Annotated in this window: 25 protein-coding genes and 1 riboswitch; of the genes, 12 read left to right on the top strand and 13 right to left on the bottom strand. The window is 48.8% G+C overall.

Features of this window, described 5'->3' with window-relative positions; all coding sequences use genetic code 11:
• Positions 1-103: 103 nt before the first annotated feature.
• From ibsE to ACJHXB_RS02395, 3 genes are all read right to left on the bottom strand, one after another.
• Positions 104-163, bottom strand: a complete 60-nt coding sequence (gene ibsE / locus ACJHXB_RS02405) for a type I toxin-antitoxin system Ibs family toxin (RefSeq protein ID WP_001387082.1) — start codon at positions 161-163, stop codon at positions 104-106.
• Positions 164-401: 238 nt separating this feature from the next.
• Positions 402-2,063, bottom strand: coding sequence for a flotillin family protein (locus tag ACJHXB_RS02400; protein ID WP_000341036.1), 1,662 nt, complete (start codon positions 2,061-2,063; stop codon positions 402-404).
• Positions 2,064-2,089: 26 nt separating this feature from the next.
• A complete protein-coding gene (locus tag ACJHXB_RS02395; protein WP_000599927.1) occupies positions 2,090-2,719 on the bottom strand; it encodes an OB-fold-containig protein in 630 nt (209 codons plus the stop codon).
• Between the two features lie 268 nt (positions 2,720-2,987).
• Here ACJHXB_RS02395 and glgS point away from each other — a divergent pair, with 268 nt between their 5' ends.
• Positions 2,988-3,188 carry a cell surface composition regulator GlgS gene (gene glgS, locus ACJHXB_RS02390; protein ID WP_001296424.1) on the top strand — a complete coding sequence of 67 codons (201 nt, stop codon included), beginning with the start codon at positions 2,988-2,990 and terminating at the stop codon, positions 3,186-3,188.
• 34 nt (positions 3,189-3,222) lie between these two features.
• On the opposite strand, the gene ubiK is transcribed toward glgS, so the two are convergent.
• A complete protein-coding gene (gene ubiK, locus ACJHXB_RS02385; RefSeq protein ID WP_001298379.1) occupies positions 3,223-3,522 on the bottom strand; it encodes a ubiquinone biosynthesis accessory factor UbiK in 300 nt (99 codons plus the stop codon).
• Between the two features lie 121 nt (positions 3,523-3,643).
• Positions 3,644-3,792, top strand: a riboswitch (FMN riboswitch).
• A 103-nt stretch (positions 3,793-3,895) separates the two neighbouring features.
• Between ubiK and ribB the strand changes: the two genes are divergently transcribed.
• Complete coding sequence (ribB, locus tag ACJHXB_RS02380) at positions 3,896-4,549, top strand: 3,4-dihydroxy-2-butanone-4-phosphate synthase (protein WP_001076997.1); 654 nt, start codon at positions 3,896-3,898, stop codon at positions 4,547-4,549.
• Positions 4,550-4,602: 53 nt separating this feature from the next.
• Here the strand turns inward: ribB and ACJHXB_RS02375 are convergent, their stop codons facing one another.
• The 4 genes from ACJHXB_RS02375 to ACJHXB_RS02360 form a co-directional block, all read right to left on the bottom strand.
• Positions 4,603-5,652, bottom strand: a complete 1,050-nt coding sequence (locus ACJHXB_RS02375; protein WP_000631276.1) for a hypothetical protein — start codon at positions 5,650-5,652, stop codon at positions 4,603-4,605.
• Complete coding sequence (locus ACJHXB_RS02370; protein WP_410233457.1) at positions 5,649-6,389, bottom strand: molecular chaperone; 741 nt, start codon at positions 6,387-6,389, stop codon at positions 5,649-5,651. The genes ACJHXB_RS02375 and ACJHXB_RS02370 overlap by 4 nt, the downstream gene beginning before the upstream one ends.
• Before the next feature lie 15 nt (positions 6,390-6,404).
• Positions 6,405-8,927, bottom strand: a complete 2,523-nt coding sequence (locus ACJHXB_RS02365) for a fimbria/pilus outer membrane usher protein (protein WP_001060686.1) — start codon at positions 8,925-8,927, stop codon at positions 6,405-6,407.
• 86 nt (positions 8,928-9,013) lie between these two features.
• On the bottom strand, positions 9,014-9,577 hold the full coding sequence (locus tag ACJHXB_RS02360) for a fimbrial-like protein (RefSeq protein ID WP_000915007.1): 564 nt from the start codon (positions 9,575-9,577) through the stop codon (positions 9,014-9,016).
• Positions 9,578-10,158: 581 nt separating this feature from the next.
• Between ACJHXB_RS02360 and ACJHXB_RS02355 the strand changes: the two genes are divergently transcribed.
• A complete protein-coding gene (locus tag ACJHXB_RS02355) occupies positions 10,159-10,329 on the top strand; it encodes a hypothetical protein (RefSeq protein WP_001296421.1) in 171 nt (56 codons plus the stop codon).
• Positions 10,330-10,390: 61 nt separating this feature from the next.
• Here the strand turns inward: ACJHXB_RS02355 and zupT are convergent, their stop codons facing one another.
• Positions 10,391-11,164, bottom strand: a complete 774-nt coding sequence (gene zupT, locus ACJHXB_RS02350; RefSeq protein ID WP_001295627.1) for a zinc transporter ZupT — start codon at positions 11,162-11,164, stop codon at positions 10,391-10,393.
• 142 nt (positions 11,165-11,306) lie between these two features.
• Between zupT and ygiD the strand changes: the two genes are divergently transcribed.
• Positions 11,307-12,095, top strand: coding sequence for a 4,5-DOPA dioxygenase extradiol (gene ygiD / locus ACJHXB_RS02345; RefSeq protein ID WP_001469251.1), 789 nt, complete (start codon positions 11,307-11,309; stop codon positions 12,093-12,095).
• Positions 12,096-12,131: 36 nt separating this feature from the next.
• Here ygiD and ACJHXB_RS02340 read toward each other — a convergent pair whose 3' ends face one another.
• From ACJHXB_RS02340 to tolC, 3 genes are all read right to left on the bottom strand, one after another.
• Positions 12,132-13,292 (bottom strand): glutathionylspermidine synthase family protein, encoded by a 1,161-nt coding sequence (locus ACJHXB_RS02340; RefSeq protein ID WP_000442860.1) that lies wholly within the window; start codon positions 13,290-13,292, stop codon positions 12,132-12,134.
• A 5-nt stretch (positions 13,293-13,297) separates the two neighbouring features.
• Complete coding sequence (locus tag ACJHXB_RS02335) at positions 13,298-13,969, bottom strand: DUF1190 family protein (protein WP_000831534.1); 672 nt, start codon at positions 13,967-13,969, stop codon at positions 13,298-13,300.
• Between the two features lie 147 nt (positions 13,970-14,116).
• A complete protein-coding gene (gene tolC, locus ACJHXB_RS02330; RefSeq protein WP_000735280.1) occupies positions 14,117-15,598 on the bottom strand; it encodes an outer membrane channel protein TolC in 1,482 nt (493 codons plus the stop codon).
• Between the two features lie 204 nt (positions 15,599-15,802).
• On the opposite strand from tolC, the gene nudF reads away from it, so the two are divergent.
• Genes nudF through parE form a run of 5 tightly spaced genes read left to right on the top strand, consistent with a single transcriptional unit; the run spans position 15,803 to position 20,209 of the window.
• Complete coding sequence (gene nudF, locus ACJHXB_RS02325) at positions 15,803-16,432, top strand: ADP-ribose diphosphatase (protein ID WP_000917124.1); 630 nt, start codon at positions 15,803-15,805, stop codon at positions 16,430-16,432.
• Positions 16,433-16,855 carry a DUF1249 family protein gene (locus tag ACJHXB_RS02320; protein WP_000833393.1) on the top strand — a complete coding sequence of 141 codons (423 nt, stop codon included), beginning with the start codon at positions 16,433-16,435 and terminating at the stop codon, positions 16,853-16,855.
• Positions 16,856-16,879: 24 nt separating this feature from the next.
• Positions 16,880-17,707: a 3',5'-cyclic-AMP phosphodiesterase gene (cpdA, locus tag ACJHXB_RS02315; RefSeq protein ID WP_000444747.1), complete on the top strand. Its 828-nt coding sequence runs from the start codon at positions 16,880-16,882 to the stop codon at positions 17,705-17,707.
• Complete coding sequence (gene yqiA / locus ACJHXB_RS02310; protein WP_000105742.1) at positions 17,707-18,288, top strand: esterase YqiA; 582 nt, start codon at positions 17,707-17,709, stop codon at positions 18,286-18,288. Before cpdA ends, yqiA begins: the two co-directional genes overlap by 1 nt.
• Positions 18,289-18,316: 28 nt before the next feature.
• A complete protein-coding gene (gene parE, locus ACJHXB_RS02305; protein WP_000195296.1) occupies positions 18,317-20,209 on the top strand; it encodes a DNA topoisomerase IV subunit B in 1,893 nt (630 codons plus the stop codon).
• Positions 20,210-20,272: 63 nt separating this feature from the next.
• On the opposite strand, the gene ACJHXB_RS02300 is transcribed toward parE, so the two are convergent.
• Positions 20,273-22,414: a TonB-dependent siderophore receptor gene (locus ACJHXB_RS02300; protein WP_001051702.1), complete on the bottom strand. Its 2,142-nt coding sequence runs from the start codon at positions 22,412-22,414 to the stop codon at positions 20,273-20,275.
• Positions 22,415-22,787: 373 nt separating this feature from the next.
• Between ACJHXB_RS02300 and ACJHXB_RS02295 the strand changes: the two genes are divergently transcribed.
• Genes ACJHXB_RS02295 through ACJHXB_RS02285 form a run of 3 tightly spaced genes read left to right on the top strand, consistent with a single transcriptional unit; the run spans position 22,788 to position 25,623 of the window.
• Positions 22,788-23,597 (top strand): ABC transporter ATP-binding protein, encoded by an 810-nt coding sequence (locus tag ACJHXB_RS02295; RefSeq protein ID WP_000940874.1) that lies wholly within the window; start codon positions 22,788-22,790, stop codon positions 23,595-23,597.
• Positions 23,594-24,577: a FecCD family ABC transporter permease gene (locus tag ACJHXB_RS02290; protein WP_097446937.1), complete on the top strand. Its 984-nt coding sequence runs from the start codon at positions 23,594-23,596 to the stop codon at positions 24,575-24,577. Before ACJHXB_RS02295 ends, ACJHXB_RS02290 begins: the two co-directional genes overlap by 4 nt.
• 8 nt (positions 24,578-24,585) lie before the next feature.
• Positions 24,586-25,623 (top strand): FecCD family ABC transporter permease, encoded by a 1,038-nt coding sequence (locus ACJHXB_RS02285; RefSeq protein ID WP_122997214.1) that lies wholly within the window; start codon positions 24,586-24,588, stop codon positions 25,621-25,623.
• The last annotated feature ends 1 nt before the right edge of the window (position 25,624 follow it).

The raw sequence follows: 25,624 nt of genomic DNA, 5'->3' as shown, positions 1-25,624 counted from the left end.
AGATCTCGCTTCGTACCTGGCAGGCCTATTGACGCTGTTGTTTTTTCAACCTAGAGTAAAGGAACAAGGGTAAGGGAGGATTTCTTCCCCCTCTGATGAGTTGTTAGTAAGTCGGGAAACTTAACAGTAACAACACAACCAGTATGATGACGAACTTCATCATAACCCTTTCCTTCTGTAAGGCCCCTTCTTCGGGAGGGGCTTTCCCGTTTCAGCCCCTTGCTGACTCCCCGATTGTTGATGAGCGCCGGACCCCGCGCAACGCTTTCCCTGAGGCAGTTTTGCCTTCCCCGAGTGGTCACGCAAAAGGCTGCAACGACCTGAGCATTTGCAGTTTTTTGCGGAACGCAGATATAAAAAATCCCCGGCCTTTTGGGCCAGGGATGTTCATAGTTGAAAATTTATTCTACGTTTTCTGCGACGGGAGTTGTTGAGGTTAAGGGGGAAGTCAATGCCGCCAGCGAGCCGCCTGAAACGCCAATTTCATTGAGTAAGGAGTCAATCAGCGGTGCCTGTGTGCGGTAAGAGAGTGCGGCTGATAACGCTTGTTCCGCCAGGTTTCCGCCCCCTACATTACCCGTGTTTGCATCACCCGCAGCGCTGCCACGATTCAGACCATCGACCTGAATAATCTTGATACCGTCAATAGATTTCATCGGCTCAACGGATTTTTCTATTACCGCAGGTAGCGCCTGCAACAAGGCCAGTTTGAATTTAAGGCTAGTTTGCTCGTCAGAAAGTACGTTGATAGCGTCGTTCAGCGCACGTTGCGCTTCTGCTTCCGCCAGACCCTTTTTACGCGTAGCTTCGGCTAACTCAACGATTGCCGCCGCCTGCATCTCTGCGGCTTCTTTCTCTGCTTTCGCCCGCACGGTCAGTTCAACCGCTTTGGTTTCTGCATCCTGCGCGGCAGCGATTAGGGCAACTTGTTTAGCACGATCGGCTTCTGCGGTCTGGCGAGTTGTTTCTACGTTTTGCTGGGCGCTTACCGCTTCTGCAAGTGCAAGGTTGGCACGCGCTTCCGCTTGTGACTGTTGTTCCGATTTGGCGGCAATCGCGATCGATTTCGTCTGGTTAGCGATTTCGGTGACCTGCTGCTGTTCGATCTCTTTAATGCGAACTTCACGTTCAGCTTCAACTTTTCTTGAGCGGACGGCCTGTTCGCGGTCGATTTCTGTTTCCTGAATCTGTCGTTCAGCCAGAATTCGCGTCTGCTCTGCTTCCCGACGACGCTCGGCCTCAAAAGCCGCAATTTTCGCATTCTGCTCAGCGGTACGGGTTTTAACCTGCTGCTCCTGCTCAAGCGTCATAAACGCTTCTTGTTGTTCAATCTCCAGCTTCCGCGAAAGTGCATCACGGTTTTTCTCACGCACCGCAACTTCTACATCCTGTTCAACTTCGTTACGTTCGCGACGACGGCGCTCCGTCTCCTGCGTCAGCTTGGTTAAACCTTCGGCGTCAAAGGCGTTGTTAGGATTGAAATGTTCTTTCGACGTCTGGTTAAAGTTGGTAAGTGAAACGCTTTCCAGTTCCAGGCCATTTTTCGACAGATCTTCAGCTACGGTATTTTGTACGCCCTGCACGAAGTTCTCGCGGGTATCCTGTAACTCATGCATGGTCATTTGTGCAGCTGTTGCACGGAGGGCATCGACAAATTTATCTTCAACCAACATACGTAAGTCTTCAGGCGACAGGGTGCGTTGCCCCAGCGTCTGGGCGGCGGTGGCAATACCTTCCACTGACGGTTTTACCCGCACAAAGAAAGCGACAACGACATCGACGCGCATACGATCTTTCGTAATCAGGCTATCAATGGTTGAGCGGCTGACTTCCAGCTTCAGAGTATTCATATTGATGGGGATTATTTCATGAAAGATCGGCATCACGATTGCGCCACCGCTCATTACCACTTTTTGCCCACCTAAACCAGTACGAACAAAAGCTTGCTCTGCCGAAGCGCGACGATAGAGCCTGGCGAAAATAATTCCAATAATAAACAGAATGCATACGGCAATAATTGCGGTAAACATCCAGGAGGGCACAGAATTAACAATATCATCCATTATTAAATTTCCTTTTGATTAATAAATTACAATATTTGGGGCCAGGGATTGTTTTCCGCCAAATATCGCGTTGCAGAAAGTCGGCAAATAATTAACACTTTGTCTCCTTTAGTGAAAATTTTTCCTTCTTCAGGCTCTAGTAGTAAATAATGTATTTGGCCAAATTGATCGGTGAGTTTTCCTTCGCAGGGATTACCTGAAGTGGCTTGATGACCGGTAATTAATGCCATGCTACCAATATATTCTTCTTCTGTAATAGCTGAACTATGGTCGCGTGGAATCCAGGTCGCAACTATTTTACCGGTATAATGCACCGCAATAATCGTAAACAGTAAACTGACAGGAACCACGAACAGGTTCGACAGTGGTGATTGCCAGACCATGATGCAGGCATGCTGCAACAGGATGCCAATAAGACCAAAAAAACCAGCCAGCAAGCAGAGAACGACGAGAGCTGGCAATCTTCCGATATTGAGATAATGAAGTGCCTGGCTAATATGACCTGTGGTTATGGAATCATAATGGTCAAGATGTGCATCAAGAGCACCGGAGAGCATGTGACCGCAGATAAGCGCAAAAATTTCTAAAAGGCCGATCAACAGTACAAAGGAAATAGCGAAAAGATAAGGGGTATTATAGTCGGCGAATAAAATCATATGTCACTCCAATGTCCATTTAGTGACGCAATATTTACTTTGGGATAGTTTCCTTGCTTACATTTGTCTTTGTTAATAATAACACATGTTAGAGAAGTTCTGGAAGAGAAAGTCTTTTAATATGGTTTTTTATTTTTCACTAAAAAGTGTGATCGGGGACAATATATTTACGCACGTTATGTTTAAAGGCACTACACTGATTGGGGAATACTGAAATCAGAAAAAGCATATGGCCTTAAAAGGTATGCGATAACCGGAGGATGTGCTTATGGATCATAGTCTTAATTCTTTAAATAATTTCGATTTCCTGGCGCGTAGTTTTGCCAGAATGCACGCAGAAGGTCGCCCGGTCGATATTCTGGCCGTTACTGGTAACATGGATGAAGAACATAGAACCTGGTTTTGCGCACGTTATGCCTGGTATTGCCAACAGATGATGCAAACCAGAGAACTTGAATTAGAACACTGATATTACGGGCCGTCTGGCCCGTTTTTGTGTTGCTTTATTCTGCTTTATCAATAGGCGGGATAGCCGGAGGAGATTGAAGATCTGCTACCGAATTATTGCGCGCTTCCAGTTCACTGATGCGCTGCTCCAGTAATGCCAGTTTCTCACGAGTCCGTAACAGGACTTGTGTCTGTACGTCGAATTCTTCGCGGCTCACCAGATCGAGACGCGTCAGCTGCGCTTGTAGGGTTTGGCGGATTTTTTTCTCCACATCTTCCCCGAACTCCCTGATTCCTTTAGGCATTGATTCGTGAACCTGGCGAGCGATTTGCTCAATTTTTTTCGGGTCAATCATTGTAGTTTCCCTGTACTGATAGGTGTTGAGTGCCATTGTAGTGCGATAAGGGTAAGTCATAAACCAGAATTATGTGAAGCTATGCGTTGCTGCCGCTAATCATTAGCGTTATAGTGAATCCGCTTATTCTCAGGGCGGGGCGAAATTCCCCACCGGCGGTAAATCAACTCAGTTGAAAGCCCGCGAGCGCTTTGGGTGCGAACTCAAAGGACAGCAGATCCGGTGTAATTCCGGGGCCGACGGTTAGAGTCCGGATGGGAGAGAGTAACGATTCTGTCGGGCATGGACCCGCTCACGTTATTTTGGCTATATGCCGCCACTCCTAAGACTGCCCTGATTCTGGTAACCATAATTTTAGTGAGGTTTTTTTACCATGAATCAGACGCTACTTTCCTCTTTTGGTACGCCTTTCGAACGTGTTGAAAATGCACTGGCTGCGCTGCGTGAAGGACGCGGTGTAATGGTGCTTGATGATGAAGACCGTGAAAACGAAGGCGATATGATCTTCCCGGCAGAAACCATGACCGTTGAGCAGATGGCGCTGACCATTCGCCACGGTAGCGGTATTGTTTGCCTGTGCATTACTGAAGATCGCCGTAAACAACTCGATCTGCCAATGATGGTAGAAAATAACACCAGCGCCTATGGCACCGGTTTTACCGTGACCATTGAAGCGGCTGAAGGTGTGACTACCGGTGTTTCTGCCGCTGACCGTATTACGACCGTTCGCGCAGCGATTGCCGATGGCGCAAAACCTTCTGATCTGAATCGCCCGGGCCACGTTTTCCCACTTCGCGCTCAGGCTGGTGGTGTACTGACGCGTGGCGGCCATACTGAAGCTACTATTGATCTAATGACGCTGGCAGGCTTTAAACCGGCTGGTGTGCTGTGTGAGCTGACTAATGACGATGGCACGATGGCGCGTGCACCAGAGTGCATTGAGTTTGCCAATAAACACAATATGGCGCTCGTGACTATTGAAGACCTGGTGGCATACCGTCAGGCACATGAGCGTAAAGCCAGCTAATGAGGTGAAATACTAAATATGAAAATGCCGGGATGTTCCCGGCATTTTGCTGTTTAGTGGTAGTTGATTTTAACTATCAGGTCTTTCTGAAATGGGCCATAGACGAGTGGTTCACCAGGTTTTTGGGTTAATTCGGCCTGGTAATCGCGGGTTGCCATTGCCGCACTCTGACCGGGAATATAAGTACTAAATAATTTGAACTGGTTAAATTCAATATCTTCTTGCGTTTTTTGATCAGTAATTCGCATGAGCAAGCCGTTACCTATTTCCAGATGCGTATTGTCATATAATGTATCTGAAGTAAAGAAACTGGTTGCAACATCAAACTGTTCGGTACAATCAGACGCAATGTCTTTTATGGTAGAAACGCTGAATGCTGCCTTCGGTGGGAAAGTTGCAATGGAATTCGCAGCGATCTGCCCAAAATTGACTATCTGACTTTCCGGGGAAATGCGGACGTCGACACTACAGTCAAGGAATGAAATATTATCTAACCCCGTAATCGCATAGCGTAAATTTTTCGCGTTGGGGGCCATGTTCGCCCCGCCTTCACCGTCGAATTGCAGCACGTTGACTGTGCCAAAGTTTACCGTCTGATCTCCTGCCGGGCGGCTTTTGAATTTTACATAGACGCGAAAATGGGCGTTAAATGTTACATTTTTTTGAAGAGTGCTGCCATTGCATACAGGGTCATGATAATACCCATTATAGTATTGTTCATATTTATCCAGGCACGCATGAGTATCAATTTTTTCATTTGTCCCTTCATAATCCACACCATTATAAGTCACGCCAAATGTTAAATACTGATTATTCAACATATCGGCACTATTTATTTGGGGCAATTTGATCCAGGCATAGACATTTTCTGATGGGTTATTACTTGACCATCCTGGTGCATTGTCACAATAAACTGTGATATTAATATCTCCGCTCTCCCAAATTTTTTGCCCAGGTTGCGCATTCTCTGGAATTTTGAACGTTGGTAAATCTCCATTTATGAGGGTTGTTCCGCTGTACCCATCCTGATAGCAATCAACAGCAAAAGCTGAAACGTTAAAAAAAAGGCAAAGAATCGCCAGTAGTCGAAAAAGCGTAATCATATTTTCCCCTTCTTCGCAGGAGTACTTTGGCAGAGGGACTGGACGGAATTGCATACCACTTTAAACATCTCCAGCCCGCCGTAGTCCGCCACAAAGCCTAACTGGAAGGTAGAGGGCAGGTTGTTTAAGTGTTGAGTCGCAGAAGCAAATGGTGCCACCATAATACTGTCCGCACCAGGCATCAGTGTCTTGCCATTAGTGCCGATATAGCCGACGGTAATATGATAAGGCGTCGGGTTATTCAGGGTCAGATCGACGGCGGTGCGGGTAATCGTCACTTTTTGCAGAGGAACCATCTCCCCCTCTTTTAACTCAATCGCTTTTGGCCGCCAGAATAGCTTCAGACGGCTTTGCATGGCGATTTGCATGACATTCTGTTCTTTGGCGCGCGGCGGAATTTCCCGCACGTTATAGTAGAACAGCGTTTCTCTGTCCTGTGGCAAGTTATTTAACGAGGCCAGCGCCATCAGGCGAATTTGTACCTGTTCATCAGGCTCAATACGTTCCATCGGCGGCAGTGTTGAAATGTAATCGCGCGTTTTTTTACCGCTGGCATCTTCAATCCACGACTGAGCCAGATAAGGATCGATTTTACTTTGATTGGTCAGGCGAACCGTTGCGCTTTTATTCGAAGCATTAAAAATGATGCGTGTCCTGTCGGGGGAGACAGTAGCCTGGGCAAAGTTGCAGATCCCCAGAAAACAAATCATTCCTGTTGTGATTAATGGTAATTTCATTATATTCATCCTGAATTATTTGACTGTTTTACAAGGTAAAATTATTGCGCTTTCACTAATGTTACTTTGGTTTGGCGGCGTGACTTCACAGGTATTATCACCCCAGGTTAAATGCAGAATACTGTTTTCCTGAATACCGCTGAGATAAACGAAGCCATCTTCCGCTACCAGGCCCACATCTTTACCTGTCGCTTTATCCGTGACATTCACACCTAGTGGAGGGAAGCGGCCATTTTCCTGACGAATAACGCCGACGATTTGGTATCCGGTGGTGGCATTCAGTTTTGCGTAGCCGATGGCACCCTGGGTGAGCGTAGTACGAATAACCGAGTTTTCGACATCGACACCTTCAGGCAGATCGTTATTGTTCACCCGCAACATGGAGGTGGTGTAGTTCGATAACGAAGGTATCACGGCGATGCCCAGCCCGTTGGTAACAGTTCGGTTAGAGTTGATTTCAACGCCGGAGATGCCATCGGTATCGACCATCATGCGGGCGTTATCGCCATAGCTATAATCGTGAAGAGCGACACCATGACGTGTAGCGGTAAGTGAACCGTACCAGCCTGCGGTAACAGAATTGTACTGATTCGGCTGTACACTGCCATTAATGTTCAGACGTCCCCACGGCGAATAGTGCTGGTAGCTGCCGCGCAGTGTGGGTTCGCCATCACGTATATTGTCGTCAGTTGCCGACGCAGAAATATTCCAGATATTGTTGCGATCTGATGAATCGTACCAGGAAATCATCTGCGAAGTATTACTGCTTCCCGTACGCTGCATACTGTAGGAGATGTTGCGGTTTTGTTGTAAAGGTAGAGAGAAAGAGAAGTAATATTGATTCTCTTCGTCGTCATCCCAGCGGATTCGACTTACTGCCAGCGATGCAGAGATACCTTTGAAATCGCCAATATCAAAGTTTTTGCTTACAGATACGGAGTAGTTGGTATTGCTGGCGCTGTCCCAATAAGTATTGCGTGTAACGTTGAGATAAGAGTTTAATTCCAGCGTTTCAAAGTACTGGTTCAAGGAAATGACATAACTCTCTTTTTCATTATCAATTGACTCATCGCCATTACGCGAGCTTAGGTACTCACTCATCGACACGTAATCTTTATCTGAGAAGCGATAACCCGCGAAGGTAATCTGACTACCTGTCGATTCGAAATGCTTTGCATAGTTGAAGCGATAGCTGTAACCACGCAGATTGTCGCTATTTTGTTGCTGCAGAGAGGCGTCTGCTCCGGTGACATCAAAAGAAAGCGAACCGAATTGGTTAAGGTTAAAGCCAATACCGGTAGTGATAGCCTGATAATCATCAGCGGTGAACATGCCGCCACCATACAGCGACACATTGTTCAGCCAGCCCCAGGAGGCTTCCGCCGTCCAGAAAAAGGGATTATTGATATCGTTATGCCCGACGGATGTTGGTTTTCCCAGCGACGTCTTATAGCGCACTTGCCCTTTACGGGTTAAATAGGGAATGGATGCGGAGCCAACCTGGAAGGTGCTGGTGCGGCCATCTTCTTCTTCCACTGTGACATCCAACTGCCCCTGAAACGATTGCCCCAAATCAGAAATAGTAAAAGGGCCTGGCGCGACAGTGGTTTGATAAAGTACGCGACCATTTTGTGCCACAGTCACTTTAGCGTTGGTCTGCGCGATACCGGTAATTTGTGGCGCATAACCCTGTAAATCTGGCGGCAGCATGCTTTCATCACTTTCCAGCGATGCGCCAGTAAAGTGGAAGGTATCGTAAAGATTGGAGCTCAGGTCGTACTGGCCCATAGTGAATTTTGACGACCAGGAGGGGATAGGGCGAAACAGATAAGTTCGCGCAAATTCGCTGTCGTGGTTTACCGAGCGTCCATCAGCAAAATTCTGATTATATTGGTAATCGCTACGTAAGCGCCATGCGCCGAGGTTAAAGCCTAACGTACCATAGGAGCTGACGTTTTGGGTGCTGTCTCCGTGATGTGGGGCATACTGGCTGGCGTACACGTTGTAATCAAGGATAAACCCGGCGATACCGGCATCCCAAAACTCTGGTGGCGTCCAGTTTGTTGCCTGGTATTTTAACCATGCCTGGGGAACACTTAGCGATAATATCATCGTAGCTTTATCAAGTCGTGTCGTTAATTCCTGACGTTGGCTTAAATCGAGACATTCGCTGCCAGCTATGTTTTGCAATGATTCAATAAATTCCGTATTAAGACCGAAATTAGTCAAATTTTCTTTGGTTAAGCAGAGTAACGAACCACTTTCATTATCGGCTTTTACCCATTCCAGTATTAACGTTTGTGGCAACATATTTTTATTTATTTGCACACGAACGAGGTATCTACCAGGGGGGATATAGCCTTTTTTCTCAAAACGCGAGATATCAATATTCTCACGGTCTTCTGCGTCAACCATATCGACGTTGAATTCTACGGCGTGGACTGGCAAAACGAAGAGTAGGGAACACACAACGCCAGACAGGGCAATTTTAATTGCATGGGATAACTTATCCCCGGTAAACGTGTTTTTATTGTTCATAAAAATCCATTTCTAAAAAGGCCCAAAGTTGCCGATGAAATTTCATCGGCTTTACCGCCTGACGTTGTGTAGTTACTAATTGCCGCTTACTTGTAGTCGAGTACGTAATTAGCTTGTGCCTGCACGTTACCTGGAGTCGCGGTGCGTCCCAGAGATTCCATACGGGCTTTAAAGTTCAACTCCTGGTAGGAGTTAGTCGTCGGGAAGTTGATAGTGATTGGAGTGCCAAGAGTCACGTTGGTGTTGTCTGATTTCACCAGACGTACGCCTACATCAGTTGCGCCGCCGATGTTACCTTCCAGAGTGTTTTTAAGCAGGTTGGAATCGGTAGCGTCAACACTGGCAGAACTAAAGGTGATTTTGACTTTATCAACAGTGTTCGTGCCGTCAGATAAAATACAATCCTGCAAGTGAATGGTGACATCTACAGGCAGAGATTTCTGACCGCTTTTTAATACGGTATCAGCAACTTCACCGAGGTTTATTGTCTGATCTTCATCACCAGGAGCAATAGAACAAGGTGCATCGATAACTTCACCTTTAAAAGTAATTTTACCGGAACCCTGATTAGCATCGTCAGCAAGAGCGTTAAAAGCAACGCCTGATAACAATGCGGTTGCGAACATAGATAACAATGTTTTTTTTAACATGACTATAATCCTTTATAAATTAGAAAGGCTATGAATGAGGAAAATATAGGTTTGAATCTGATATTAATTCCGCTATGGAGATTACCATAGTTAGAGATGACTTAGCTTGTTATTAATATTAAATACTGATTAAGTAAAACTTAAATCATACACTTTCATTATATATTAAGATGCGTATACCTGGATATTTGTTGTATATCGTTGTGAATAATAATTTTTTTGTATGAGTTGTGATGAAAAAATGAACATCCATTGACAAAAATTTACGTATGATATTGTAAGGTGGTAAAGTATATTTATTAAAACGAGTAGGGACGCAAGAATCGTGAAGATATAATATATATCTAGTGGTGCTTATTAAGTTTTATTATTAATTAGTAATGTTTTATCGGGGGATAATATATATTAATAGTCTTGGTTGTTCTTTTTTTAACCAGATATGGTATATAATACAACACTTACTATGATCGAAATCATATACTTGATCCAGAATTATGCGAGTATATGAATGTATTCAACGATGGATATGTGAAATTTTAACGCTAAATGTTTAGTAATGTTAAATTTTGAAGGTGAAAAGGATGTTTATTGCCTGGTACTGGATTGTATTAATTGTTCTACTGGCTGGTGGCTATTTTCTTCATCTTAAACGTTACTGTAAAGCTTTTCGCCATGACAGAGATGCGCTGTTAGCTGCCCGAAGTAAATTAGATAAACGCTCCGATAAAGAAGTGTTTGAAAAGCATCAATAATACCTTTAATAACGATACAGATGTTGCCTTTAGCAATGGGCAACATCTGTTATTATCGTCTTTAACCAATTCCCGCCGTTTGTAGCAGCACTAAACTAAATCCCATTACTGACATCCCACACAGCACGCCATAGCTGGGGTTATTATTAGGGTCAATCTCTTTGGCTAACGGCATTAATTCGTCCACGGAGAGCGCCACCATGATTCCTGCAACCGCCGCCATGATTGCCGCCATGACCACCGGGGAAATCATGCTACCGAGGATTAACCACGCCAGCACACCACCAAGAATTTCTGCTAGTCCAGAAATCCCCGCCCACAGAATCGCGGTGCGTTTAGACCCCGTTGCCGCATAAACCGGGCCTGCCACTGCCAGACCTTCAGGGATATTGTGCAACGCTACGGCCAGGGCGATACCAAATCCCAGCTCCAGGTTGCTGCTCGCCGTGACAAAGGTGGCAATCCCTTCCGGGAAGTTATGCAGACTGATGCCGAGAGTGAGCAGAATGGCTGTGCGCTTGATCGATTTTGGCAACGGCTGCACCGATTTTTGCATTAAATCCTGCGGATGTGCATGTGGCAACATGCGGTCCAGGCCAAAATAGCCAAGCAGACCGAAGATAAACATTCCATAACCCAACACAGGCGACATTCCTTCGGCGGCCAGTGCGGCAGGAAGCATTTCCATTAATGAGATGAGCAACATGATCCCCGCCGCAAATCCTAGCGAAAACGCCAGTAAGCGGTTCGAGGGTTTTTGCCCGAGAACGCCGAGAAACGCGCCAATAAACGTGGCTGCCCCCGCCAGTATGGTCAGAATGAGAGGTACTGACATCGACAACTCCTTATAAATCTTCACCTTCAGGCAGATCGTCAAAATAACTGATGATCATCATCATTGTTATCCGGGTTCTTACTCCGCCGAACAAGCGTATTGTGAGGATATCAAAATGACACCTTTAGTTAAGGATATCATCATGTCTTCAACACGTATGCCAGCATTGTTTTTAGGTCACGGTAGTCCGATGAACGTGCTGGAAGATAATTTGTATACCCGCAGCTGGCAGAAGTTGGGGATGACATTGCCACGCCCGCAAGCGATTGTGGTGGTTTCGGCTCACTGGTTTACCCGTGGAACAGGAGTGACCGCGATGGAGACGCCGCCCACGATTCATGACTTTGGTGGCTTCCCGCAGGCGCTGTACGACACGCATTATCCTGCTCCGGGTTCGCCTGCGCTGGCACAGCATCTGGTTGAGCTGTTAGCGCCGGTCCCGGTGACGCTGGATAAAGAAGCCTGGGGCTTTGACCACGGCTCGTGGGGCGTGCTGATTAAGATGTATCCTGACGCCGATATCCCGATGGTGCAGTTGAGTATCGACAGTAGCAAACCTGCCGCCTGGCATTTCGAAATGGGGCGCAAACTCGCAGCGCTGCGAGATGAAGGAATAATGTTGGTCGCCAGCGGTAACGTGGTGCATAACCTGCGCACAGTGAAGTGGCACGGTGATAGTTCACCGTATCCGTGGGCGACGTCGTTTAATGAGTATGTGAAAGCGAATCTGACGTGGCAAGGGCCGGTGGAACAACATCCTCTGGTGAATTATCTCGACCATGAAGGTGGCGCGTTATCGAACCCAACGCCAGAGCACTATCTGCCGTTGTTGTATGTCTTAGGTGCGTGGGATGGGCAGGAGCCAATTACCATTCCGGTCGATGGTATAGAAATGGGCAGTTTAAGTATGTTGTCGGTGCAGATAGGCTAATAATTACCGGATGGCGAGTGCCATCCGGTATCATGGCTATTCAACAAAAATATGTGGATAAAACCGAGACATATCCTGGGTGATCAACGCACGGTCTTCACGAATGCCAATTCCGGCAGGTTGATCGTTCACCAGCCAGCTACCAATCAGCATATAGCTGTCGCCGAATTTCGGTAACGGGTGGAATTGCTGAACAATCATCCCTTCTTCGCCATACGGACCTTCCGCTGCTTCAATGGTTTTGCCGTTCTCAATGATCGACACGTTTGCGCCTTCACGGGAGAAGATCGGTTTAACCACATATTTTTCCATTTGCGGATGATCATCTTCCGCAAAATAAGCGGGCAGCAGGTTCGGGTGATTCGGGAACATCTCCCACAGTAGCGGTAGAAGCGCTTTGTTGGAGATAATGCTCTTCCACGCCGGTTCCAGCCAGCGTACGCCTGCATCCTCCAGCTTGGTGGAGAACATCTCACGCAGCATAAATTCCCACGGATACAGCTTGAACAGGTTAGAAATCACCTGATCTTGTAAATCCGTGAACTGACCTTTTTCGCCTAAACCGATATCGTCGATGTAGAGGAATTCAGTAGCGATTTCAGCTTCTGTCGCGCAGTCCTGCAAATACTGAATGGTTCCGCGATCTTCCACCGTGTCGCGACAGCAGGTGAGATGCAGCAACTGGAAGCCATACTGTTCACGCAACTCGACAAAGCGATCGATTAGCTTTTCTTGCAGACTGTTAAACTGGTCGCTGCCTTCCGGCAGGTTACCGGCGTTAAGCTGATCTTCCAGCCAGATCCACTGAAAGAATGCGGCTTCATACAGTGACGTTGGCGTATCGGCGTTATTTTCCAGAAGTTTAGGTTCGCCAGTACCATCCCACGCCAGATCAAGACGCGAATAAAGCGATGGCTGGTGAGTCAGCCATGACTGGCGCACAAAACTCCAGGTGTGTTTTGGAATGCGGAATTTGGTCATCAGCTCATCGCTGGCGATCACTTTTTCAACCACTTTCAGGCACATCTGGTGCAGTTCGGCGGTGACTTCTTCCAGCTTTTCAACCTGGGCGAGGGTCAACTTGTAGTAAGCATCTTCACACCAGTACGGTTCGCCGTACATGGTGTGAAAATTGAAACCGTATTCGTGGGCTTTTTCGCGCCAGTCTGGGCGCTCGGTAATACTGACTCTTTCCATCGGTATCAGCCACCCATTGAACGAGAAGAGGTGCCGGTTGCGCTACGCTGCATAGTGCTTTGTTTGGCAACAGATTCACCAAAACCGCCACGGGTAACAGTAGTAGTGGTCGCCGGTTTTGGTGCCATTGCCGTCTTCGGTACGGTCATGGTGCGGCCTGGCTGGGCTGCGCCATAGTTTTTACCCGTCGCGTCGGTATATTTACCGTAAGCCGGGCTGGCCGGGTTTTTCGAGGAGAACAGCGGCTGCTGTGCAAATCCCGCGCCGCCGCCCATCAGACGCCCCATCATGTAACCGGCCATCAGCGGCATCCAGAAACTCCCGCTCGATTGCTGGGCCTGCGCCTGGTTTTCTGGTGCCATACCAGCCTGGGCTGGTGCCTGCTGGCACTGACCTTCGCCAAATTCAGCAATACAGTCTTCACGAGTGGCGTATTTCGGCGCAGTACGTTCGGCTTCTTTCAGCGCATTGTTGTACGCAGTGGTACATTCGGCGCTTTTGCCTGGGTTTGCAGCTGAACAGTCGTCAGCATTTTGATAGAGAGACACTGTTTCATCACTCTTTTCACAGCCAGCCAGCATAAAAACAGTGGCAACCGCGAGAGCGACTGGTGTCAGATGGCGTGCGCTCCAGTTTTTGCGGAACGATGCGTGGCGTATGGATTTTGTCCGTTTCATTTTTGTCTTCCGGGACCAGTGGTAAATACCCATCAGAATAGAGGATGGCTGGTCGAAATTGAAGCGAGAAGGGGGAAGAATGCGGCAGATAACCCGTATCTTTACGTTGCCTTACGTTCAGACGGGGCCGAAGCCCCGTCGTCGTCATCAGTTACGGAAAGGGTTATGACCGTTACTGGTGGTAGTGCGTGCGGATGTTTGCTGAACGACGGGTGCCGGGCTATCAGGTGCATAACCATCAGCAATAGCATTCTGTTCCGGCGTTTGCGGGGCAACGTTTTCCGGGTTAGTGGAAACCGGTTTGCTCAGCGTATTGTTCAGTGCCAGCAGATCCTGCTCGTTCAACGTACCCAGGGCTGACTTAATATTCAGCTGATTAATCAGGTAGTTATAACGCGCATTCGCCAGCTCTTGCTTGGCGTTGTACAGCGTGGTGGTCGCATCCAACACATCAACAATGGTACGCGTACCGACCGAGTAGCCCGCTTCCATCGCGTCTAATGAGCTTTGAGCGGAAACTACGGCTTGTTTGTAGGCGTTAATGCTACTGATAGAAGCATTAATGTTGTTGAAGGAGGAACGTACGGTTTGCACGACGCTACGATGGGCGCTTTCCAGTTGCTCACTGGCACCAACAAAGTTGTACTGGGCCTGTTTCACCTGCGAGTTAACCATTCCGCCCTGATAAATCGGCAGCGAGAAGCTCAGACCAACTTTGTTCTGGCCCATATTGCTATCGTCATACTGGGTACCAGCGGCACCACGGGTTTTCGAACCGCTATATGAGGTGTCAGAAATCCCGGTAGAAGCCGTTAAATCCAGAGTCGGTAAGTGACCATCCTGCGCCTGGCGAATTTGCTCGCGCGCCAGGTCCTGGCTCAAGCGTGCCTGTAACAGCGACAGGTTGCGTTTTTCGGCTTCTTTCAGCAGCGCGTTAACCGGCTGCGGTTTGTCGGTTTTAAAGTTTTCGACATTCAGCGCCGCCAGTTCCGGATAATAGTTACCGGTGATCTGGCGCAGCTGCTCTACCGCGTTATCAAGGTTATTACGTGCGGTCACTTCGTTCGCCAGCACGGTATCGTACTGTGCGCGGGCGTTCTGCACGTCGGTGATCGCTACCAGGCCCACGTTAAAACGTTGGGTGGTTTGATCTAATTGACGGTAGATCGCTTCTTTTTGCGCCTGTGTATAGGAAAGAACGTCAATAGCATTCAACACGTTGAAATAAGCGGTCGCGGTGTTGAGGATCAAGGTTTGTTGATCGGTCTGATACGTGACGTCCTGAATCCCAGCTGCTTTTTCCTGCAGCGTTAACGCACGCCATTTCGACATATCAAAAATGGATTGAGTTAACTGCAGGGACGCACTGGTCGCGTTAGAGTTGATGCCGTTCGCGTCGCGGTAGCCGTTGCTATAGGTGTAATCTGCACCTAAACCTAGCTGTGGCAGTAATGGACTGCGCGCTTCATTAATTTTTTCAAAGGCAGCATCACGATCGGCGGCAGACTTACGCAATTCCGGGTTACTAAGGCGTGCTTGCTGATAAACTTGCATCAGGTTCTCGGCCTGGCTCAACGAACTGAACCCAGAGAGGCTCAGGCCGATAAGAATGGGGAGCAATTTCTTCATTTGCATTCCTTGTGGTGAAGCAGTATTTAGCGCGATCAAACTGTAAAATTATTGCGGATTCTAGCAGAAGCCGCTACCGCAAAAGGTTGGCGTTACGTGCCATAGGGCGTTAATGTGCCTCAATTTAACACATGACTGCTCAAACGGCAGTCAAACGTCGCTGAAATTCACATTTAATTCACTATTAGTGCCAGGACATTAACAATGCTTAAGCCAGACAACCTGCCCGTTACATTTGGCAAAAACGATGTAGAAATTATTGCACGAGAAACACTTTATCGCGGCTTTTTTTCATTAGATCTTTATAGATTTCGTCATCGTCTATTCAACGGGCAAATGAGTCATGAGGTACGGCGGGAAATTTTTGAGCGCGGTCACGCCGCAGTCTTGCTACCCTTTGACCCAGTACGTGATGAAGTTGTGCTGATTGAGCAGATTCGGATTGCCGCGTACGACACCAGCAAAACCCCCTGGCTACTGGAGATGGTTGCCGGGATGATTGAAGAGGGTGAAAGTGTGGAAGATGTTGCCCGTCGCGAAGCGATTGAAGAGGCGGGACTGATAGTCAAACGGACCAAACCGGTGTTAAGTTTCCTGGCAAGCCCGGGGGGCACCAGTGAGCGTTCGTCAATTATGGTGGGCGAAGTGGACGCCACGACCGCAAGCGGTATTCACGGTCTGGCTGATGAAAACGAAGATATTCGCGTTCATGTGGTAAGCCGGGAACAGGCATACCAGTGGGTAGAAGAGGGGAAAATCGACAACGCAGCGTCGGTCATCGCTTTGCAATGGCTGCAGTTGCATCATCAAGCGTTAAAAAATGAGTGGGCATAAATGAAGCGTTACACACCTGACTTTCCTGAAATGATGCGCCTGTGCGAGATGAACTTTTCACAATTGCGCCGTTTGTTGCCGCGCAATGACGCACCCGGCGAAACTGTAAGCTATCAGGTGGCAAACGCACAATATCGGCTGACGATTGTGGAATCGACCCGATACACTACCCTGGTGACAATAGAACAGACTGCGCCCGCGATCAGTTACTGGAGCCTTCCGTCAATGACGGTGCGTCTGTATCATGACGCGATGGTGGCTGAAGTGTGTTCAAGCCAGCAGATTTTTCGCTTCAAAGCGCGGTATGATTATCCTAATAAAAAGTTGCATCAACGCGACGAAAAGCATCAAATTAACCAGTTTTTAGCGGACTGGTTGCGATACTGTTTAGCACATGGAGCGATGGCGATTCCGGTTTACTAGCGTCGTGAAACCTAAGGACACCATTTGGAAAGCCTGTTAACCCTTCCTCTGGCTGGTGAGGCCAGAGTCAGGATTTTACAAATTACCGACACTCACCTGTTTGCACAAAAGCACGAAGCCCTGTTAGGGGTAAACACCTGGGAAAGCTACCAGGCGGTGCTGGAGGCGATTCGTCCACACCAGCACGAATTCGACCTGATTGTCGCGACAGGTGATTTAGCGCAGGATCAATCCTCTGCGGCCTATCAGCATTTCGCTGAAGGCATCGCAAGTTTTCGTGCGCCCTGCGTCTGGCTGCCGGGCAACCACGATTTCCAGCCCGCGATGTACAGCGCGTTACAGGATGCGGGTATCTCCCCGGCGAAGCGGGTGTTTATTGGTGAGCAATGGCAAATCCTGTTGCTGGATAGCCAGGTGTTTGGCGTGCCGCACGGTGAGCTGAGCGAATTTCAGCTTGAGTGGCTGGAACGTAAACTGGCCGATGCGCCAGAACGCCATACGTTGCTGCTGCTGCATCATCATCCGTTACCTGCGGGTTGTAGTTGGCTTGATCAACACAGCCTGCGTAACGCGGGCGAACTGGATACCGTGCTGGCGAAGTTTCCGCATGTCAAATACTTGCTGTGCGGTCATATTCATCAGGAGCTGGATCTCGACTGGAACGGTCGCCGCCTGCTGGCAACGCCGTCGACCTGTGTGCAATTTAAGCCGCACTGTTCCAACTTTACGCTGGACACCATCGCACCCGGCTGGCGTACTCTCGAGTTACATGCTGATGGCACGCTGACCACCGAGGTGCATCGCCTGGCGGACACACGTTTCCAACCTGATACCGCTTCAGAAGGCTACTGATGTCTACGCTTCTTTATTTACACGGTTTCAACAGCTCGCCGCGCTCTGCAAAAGCGAGCTTGTTAAAAAGCTGGCTTGCGGAACATCACCCTGGCGTTGAGATGATCATCCCGCAGTTGCCGCCGTATCCTTCCGATGCGGCAGAACTGCTGGAATCCATTGTCCTGGAACATGGCGGCGATTCGCTGGGTATTGTCGGTTCGTCACTGGGGGGATATTACGCCACCTGGTTGTCGCAATGTTTTATGCTGCCCGCAGTGGTGGTAAACCCGGCGGTGCGCCCGTTTGAACTGCTGACGGACTATCTCGGTCAGAACGAGAACCCCTACACCGGGCAGCAATATGTGCTAGAGTCACGCCATATTTACGATCTCAAAGTCATGCAGATTGACCCGCTGGAAGCGCCGGATTTGATCTGGCTGCTGCAACAGACGGGAGATGAAGTGCTGGATTACCGCCAGGCGGTGGCGTACTACGCTTCCTGCCGCCAGACTGTCATAGAAGGCGGCAACCACGCATTCACGGGCTTCGAAGATTATTTCAACCCGATCGTCGATTTTCTTGGTCTGCACCATCTCTGACGATCAACTCGAATTGCTAACTTAAACCATGACGCAAACTTATAACGCTGATGCCATTGAGGTACTCACCGGGCTTGAGCCGGTTCGCCGCCGTCCGGGAATGTATACCGATACCACTCGCCCTAACCATTTGGGGCAAGAAGTTATTGATAACAGTGTCGATGAAGCACTGGCGGGTCACGCAAAACGCGTGGATGTAATCTTACATGCTGACCAGTCGTTAGAAGTTATTGACGATGGGCGTGGGATGCCGGTGGATATTCACCCGGAAGAGGGTGTACCGGCGGTTGAACTGATTCTTTGCCGTCTGCATGCAGGCGGTAAATTCTCTAACAAAAATTACCAGTTCTCTGGCGGCCTGCATGGCGTGGGGATTTCGGTAGTTAACGCCCTGTCGAAGCGCGTAGAAGTTAACGTACGCCGCGATGGTCAGGTTTATAACATCGCCTTTGAAAATGGCGAAAAGGTGCAGGATTTACAGGTTGTCGGCACTTGCGGTAAGCGCAATACCGGTACCAGCGTGCACTTCTGGCCGGATGAAACCTTCTTTGACAGCCCGCGTTTTTCTGTTTCACGCCTGACACATGTGCTGAAAGCCAAAGCGGTACTGTGCCCTGGTGTTGAGATCACCTTTAAAGATGAGATCAACAACACCGAACAGCGCTGGTGCTATCAGGACGGTCTGAATGATTACCTGGCGGAAGCGGTAAACGGTTTACCGACGCTGCCGGAAAAACCGTTTATCGGTAATTTCGCTGGTGATACTGAAGCTGTGGACTGGGCGCTACTGTGGCTGCCGGAAGGCGGTGAACTGCTGACCGAAAGCTACGTCAACCTGATCCCAACGATGCAGGGTGGTACGCACGTTAATGGCTTGCGTCAGGGCCTGCTGGATGCGATGCGCGAGTTCTGTGAATATCGCAACATTCTGCCGCGCGGCGTGAAGCTGTCGGCGGAAGATATCTGGGATCGCTGCGCCTATGTGCTGTCAGTAAAAATGCAGGATCCACAGTTTGCCGGGCAGACCAAAGAGCGTCTCTCTTCGCGTCAGTGTGCGGCATTCGTTTCGGGCGTGGTGAAAGATGCCTTCATCCTGTGGCTGAACCAGAACGTTCAGGCGGCGGAGCTGCTGGCAGAGATGGCGATTTCCAGTGCCCAGCGTCGTATGCGTGCGGCTAAAAAAGTGGTGCGTAAAAAGCTAACCAGCGGCCCGGCGCTGCCTGGTAAATTGGCTGACTGTACCGCGCAGGATCTTAACCGTACCGAACTGTTCCTTGTGGAAGGTGACTCCGCAGGCGGATCTGCCAAGCAGGCGCGCGATCGCGAATATCAGGCGATCATGCCACTGAAAGGTAAGATCCTTAACACCTGGGAAGTCTCCTCCGACGAAGTGCTGGCTTCGCAGGAAGTGCACGATATTTCGGTAGCGATCGGTATCGATCCTGACAGCGACGATTTGAGCCAGCTTCGTTACGGCAAGATCTGTATCCTGGCGGATGCTGACTCCGATGGTCTGCACATTGCCACGCTGCTCTGCGCTTTGTTTGTAAAACACTTCCGCGCATTGGTGAAACACGGTCACGTTTACGTTGCACTGCCACCGCTCTACCGTATTGACCTCGGGAAAGAGGTTTATTACGCGCTGACGGAAGAAGAGAAAGAGGGCGTACTTGAGCAATTAAAACGCAAGAAAGGCAAGCCGAACGTTCAGCGTTTTAAAGGTCTGGGGGAAATGAACCCGATGCAATTGCGCGAAACCACGCTTGATCCGAACACTCGCCGTCTGGTGCAGTTGACTATCGATGATGAAGACGATCAGCGTACTGACGCGATGATGGATATGCTGCTGGCGAAGAAACGCTCGGAAGATCGCCGCAACTGGTTGCAAGAGAAAGGCGACATGGCGGAGATTGAGGTCTGATAATCCTCCCGCCAGAAGAATAAAACATAGCCCGGTATACAAGTGTATACCGGGCTTTTTTGATCAAAATTCCATTTTCACCGTGAATTGCACTTCACGCGGATCGCCAATCTGATTCCCCAGATTATTTGTGGCGATGGAAGAGGTGTAATACGTTTTATCAAACAGGTTTTTGACGTTTAATTGCAGTGTGACCGGATACTGCAATTTCATTTTGTATGCGGCGAAGGCATCGGCAACGAAATAGCCTGGCAGATAATAGTCAGCCCCATTGGTTGCCGAACGACGGCTTACGCCATGTCCACCACCGCCAAACGTCAGTGTGTTATTGCCTGGCATGTTATGAATGTCATAGGTCAGGAATAGCGAACCGGTATGACGAGGAACATTCGGCAATGGTTTCCCTGCATAATCAGGATCTTCCAGAACCTTAGCATCGGTATAGCCGTAGCTGGCAATGATATTAATGTTTTCAGTTAATGCTCCCGCAAGGTCGACTTCTACCCCTCTTGAACGAACGCGGCCTGCCGTTTTGGCGATGGTTTCATCACCAATACTTTCGGTATACAACACGTTACGTTTATGGATATCAAACAGCGCAATATCTGCGGTTATACCATCGAACAGCTCGAATTTTGCCCCGACTTCGTAAGCATTAGATGATTCCGGTGGAAGATCTCCGATGTAGCTGGCAATTGACGATTGCGGCATAAATGTTTGCGAATAATTAGCAAATAAGGATACCGATGGCGTCAGTTTGTAGACTAACCCCAGTTTGGGCGTCCATTGTTCATCGCGGCTGTCAGTATTGACATTAAAAGGACGGCCTTTACCCGCATACTGCGTGTAATACTGATAGCGGATCCCGGCGACGGCAATCCAGTTATCGGTCAGATAGAGCGCGTCCTGTGCATACGCTGAGTAGCTCTCCTGTTTGATCGTCTGATCACTGTCCGACGCCGAAACCGTTGTGCATTTGCTGGTATTGCCATAAACGGGGTTGTAAATATTGAAATCTTTAGCTTTTTTACAGCGAATCATATCTGTGCGCAGAAGATCATAATATTCATATGACACCCCACCCAGAATCTCATTATAGAATCCGGCAATATCAACATTCCCTTGCAGATCCGCACGAGTAGCATGCATACGCTGGGTAGATCCTTGGGTTGCATCAACACGCCGTGTCAGCGTTCCTGTCGTTGCATCATATGCGGTAACACGCGCCTGATTATCGCTGTATTTATCCTGGCTGTAGCTGTAATCAAAGCGCGCTGTCCACTGGCTATTGAGATGATATTCTGCGTTGAGTTGCGCCAGATCGGACTGACCATCTGTAATATTAAACGGTTCGTCAAAACGTATTTTTCGATCAACGTTTACGGGCTGTTTCGTCGTAAGGTCGAAAATCGTTCCACGATCGAACGGAGTTTTATAGTCCCGATGGGAATAGAGCATGGTTACTGTTGCATTATCACCAAACCAGGTGAGTGACGGGGCAATAAATGTACTGCGCTCTTTACCGAAGTTTCGCCAGTAATCTTCATCCTGCACTTCCCCCGTCAGGCGGTATGCCAGCTGAGTGCCTTCAATGGGACCTGTGATATCAAGTTGCCCAGTGCCTCCGCCAAAACTGGAGGACGTGGCTGAGACAGAACCATGGAATGTTTTTTCCGGGCGCTTGGTCACGACGTTAATCAATCCACCAGGATCGAGAATGCCATACAGCGTGGAGGCCGGACCTTTTAGCACTTCCACACGTTCTGTGGCGGCGTTGAAACTGCGAGGAAGTACAGTTCGCAGGCCGTTGGTCATGATGGAGCCATCCCGGTTAGCACCAAACCCACGACGTACAAAGGCGTCCTGAGTTCCGCCTAATGTATTGGTCTGTACCACGTTACTGACGTTATAAAGCGCTTCATCCAGCGTCGTCGCATTCTGATTTTCCAGAACCTGATCGCTAACCGTATTGACCACCTGCGGGATATCCAGCATCGGCATATCGGTTAATGTCGCCGTGGAAGTGCTCAGAGGTTGATAACCATCGGTCGCCTCAGTTGCGGTATTTGCATCCGCTGTAACAGTGATTGTTTCGCCATCTTTGGTCGTTGCAGTGTCGGTTGCATGAATCATTGGTGCTGCAAAGAGCAGTGAAAAGAGCGCCCGACCTTTGATTCCTGAGAATGAAGGTGTGAACTTAGCCATTTAGTCTGTTATCCCAAAAACTCACGGATTGTCGTGAGTGAAAATTGTTTCTTGTTGCTCACTAAGCACTATCCGTTTGTTATTTCACCATCGGATATGTAATTGAGAATCATTCAACCATGCGGTGATGTAGTAGTAAATGAGAAATAACAAAAAATTGCTACATGTGTTTTTATGAGAGATTAATGCAATTCAACTGATGGTAATTTATTAATATTTAATGGTTTTATTTTTATCTTTAAAAATATTTCACCTGTTATTTACCTTGTTTTTGTATGGCTTTTAACTTCTTGACTACTACATTTTGTGGCGTCAAACTCTCAAAGGAGAATGAGTTTTATTTTTGTTTGTCTTTGATTAAGTTGGCGTACACGTGGCACATAACGCAAAAGGGCAGGGGCTGATCCTCGACAATGTTTCTGCCGGGTATCACAAGAAAATCATTGTTGATGGTGTTTCTTTCTCCGTTCCCACAGAAAAAATGACCGTTCTGGTTGGGGCAAACGGCTGTGGAAAGTCGACGTTGCTCAGCACCATTGCACGTATCTTGCAACCTATGGGCGGCTCGATATTGCTGGATGGTAAAGCGATTCACGAGCAACCAACGAAAGCGTTATCCCGTAGACTTGGGATCTTGCCGCAGTCGCCATTATTGCCGGAGGGCTTAACCGTTTATGAACTGGTGTCGCGTGGGCGTTTTCCCTGGCAGAATTTCATTCGTCAATGGAGCGACGCCGACGAGCAGGCGGTAGAAGAGGCCCTGAAATTAACCGGTACGCAGGAGTTTGCACATTTACCTGTTGAAAAACTTTCTGGTGGGCAGCGCCAGCGTTGCTGGATTGCGATGGTGTTGGCGCAAAAGACGCCTTATATCCTGCTGGATGAACCCACAACCTGGCTTGATTTACGTTATCAGGTTGAAATTCTTGAGTTATTACATGATTTAACGCGTCATCACGGGCGTACAGTCGTCGTGGTGTTGCATGATCTGAATTTTGCCGTCAATTATGGTGATACGTTGATATTTTTACGCCAGGGGAAAGTGGTGCGTGTGTTGAATGAGGGGGAACATTGCACGCCTGAGCTGGTAAAAGCTGTCTTTGACGTTGATGTTCACGCATCAATAAATCCTCTGACGGGAAAGCCGTTCTTCATGCCGTTTCGTGGTGTAGAAAAAGTATGATGCGCACAGGGCTGGTTACTGTAATTTTCCTCGCCTTACTGCTGGTGGGATGCGTGGTATATCCAGGGATTGGTGCCCGATTTATTGCACCACAAACGGTGTTGCAGGCATTTCTTCATTTTGAACCGCAAAACTTCGATCACAACGTAATTGTAAGCCTCCGTTTGCCGCGTTTAGCGGCAGCATTGCTTACCGGTGCTTCTCTTGGAGTTGCTGGTGCTTTGTTGCAGGCTGTCATTCGTAACCCATTGGGGGAGCCACATATTTTAGGCTTAAATGCCGGAGCCGCTCTTGCTGTCGTTGCTGCCAGTGCGCTTGGGCTGGCCTTTCCGGTTGGACGCCCACTGCTGGCATCTACGGGCGGCGCGTTATTGTTCCTGTTGATATTGCTGCTTTCCTCCGCAGGGCGTTCAGGGTTAACGCCAATGAAAGTTACTTTATGCGGCGTGGCGCTATCGGCGTTCGTGTCCTCAATAACGGCTGCAATCCTGATTCTTGACGAACAAACACTGCTGGCGATGCGGACATGGCTAGCAGGTGATTTAGCGGGGCAGGATTGGGCGACGCTGGGTACGTCCGCCTGGTTTTCTCTGGGGGGGGTTGTGTTAGCCATTTACCTTGCGCCCTCTCTTAACATGTTGGCACTGGGTGATCGCATGGCGCAGGGGCTGGGCGTCTCGGTACTCCGCACGCGAACATTCACTCTGCTTGCGATCGCGTTGCTCTGTGGCGCAGCCGTATCGATTGCTGGCCCCATTGGTTTTGTCGGTCTGCTAGTACCGCAGATTGTCAGGCGTCTGGTATCAGCGGATCTGCGCGTTCTGCTCCCTCTTTCAGCTTGTGTCGGCGCGCTTTTGTTATTACTGGCAGATATTATTGCCCGGACGCTTTTCACGCCCCATGAGTTAGCGACCGGTGTCATGACGGCGTTAGTTGGTGCGCCTGTTTTTGTCATTATGGCGACGAGGATGTTCAAATGAGTCGGATAATGAACGTCGGGCTACGTCCACTACGTGTTGGTAAGTTTTCGACACTGGTACGCCCTAAAAATCTGGTGTTGCTTGGTGGGCTGTTTCTGTTTGCGGTTGGAATACTGATATTCGGTCTGATGCATGGTTCTTTTTCTGTCCCGGCATCGGAAGTAGGACGAGCGTTGTTTGCTCCAGAAAACGTAAGCACAGACGCACGTTATATTGTGCAGGATATTCGCTTGCCGAGAGTCATCATGGCATTGCTATGCGGAGCCATGTTAGGTATGGCGGGGGCCGCGATGCAATCCATTGCGCGTAACGGCCTTGCCGATCCTGGTTTAATCGGCGTCAAAGAAGGATGTAGCGTGGCGGTGCTGTGGCTGATTTTCCAGTTTCCAATGCTGGGAATGTTCTGGCGTCCAGTGGCTGGTCTTGCTGGTGGCTTGTTGGTGGCTTTAATCGTGATTTTTTGTGCGCGCGATATTTCCCGCCCGCGATTTGTTCTGATTGGTATTGGTGTTTCCTGGTTTTTCGCCGCCGGTATCGGTGTATTTATGACCACTGCAGATGTTCGAGATGTACAAACTGCATTGATGTGGTTATCGGGAAGCCTGCATGCAGCTAACTGGATGTTAGTCGGTATTTCAGCCTGTTGGATGTTGCCAGCCGCTCTTTTATTGCTGTTCACCGCCAGGACGGCAGATATCGCTCTGCTTGGTCATCAGGTTGCAACCGGGTTAGGGGTGAATAGTTCTCGTCTGGCGTTGTTACGTGTCGCCGCACCCATAATCCTGACAGCCGTCTGCGTTTCGTGTGTTGGTAACATCGGTTTTGTCGGATTGATAGCACCCCATATATCACGTTTTATTCTACGTGGCGGGCAGACGACATTACTGCTGGGGAGCGCCGTATCGGGGGCGTTGTTAGTCATCCTGGCGGATAGCATTGGTCGTTTGGCTTTTTTGCCTTTGCAACTCCCTGCGGGAATCGTTATCTCACTGATTGGTGGACCATTCTTTTTGCTACTGCTCTGGCAGCGCAGGAACAGTTTTTAAC

This window comes from Escherichia sp. WS3227_2, assembly GCF_046486495.1.
Classification (GTDB): Bacteria; Pseudomonadota; Gammaproteobacteria; order Enterobacterales; family Enterobacteriaceae; genus Escherichia; species Escherichia coli.
The sequence above is the reverse complement of the archived record's forward strand: the minus strand, read 5'-3'. Positions and strand labels throughout refer to the sequence as shown.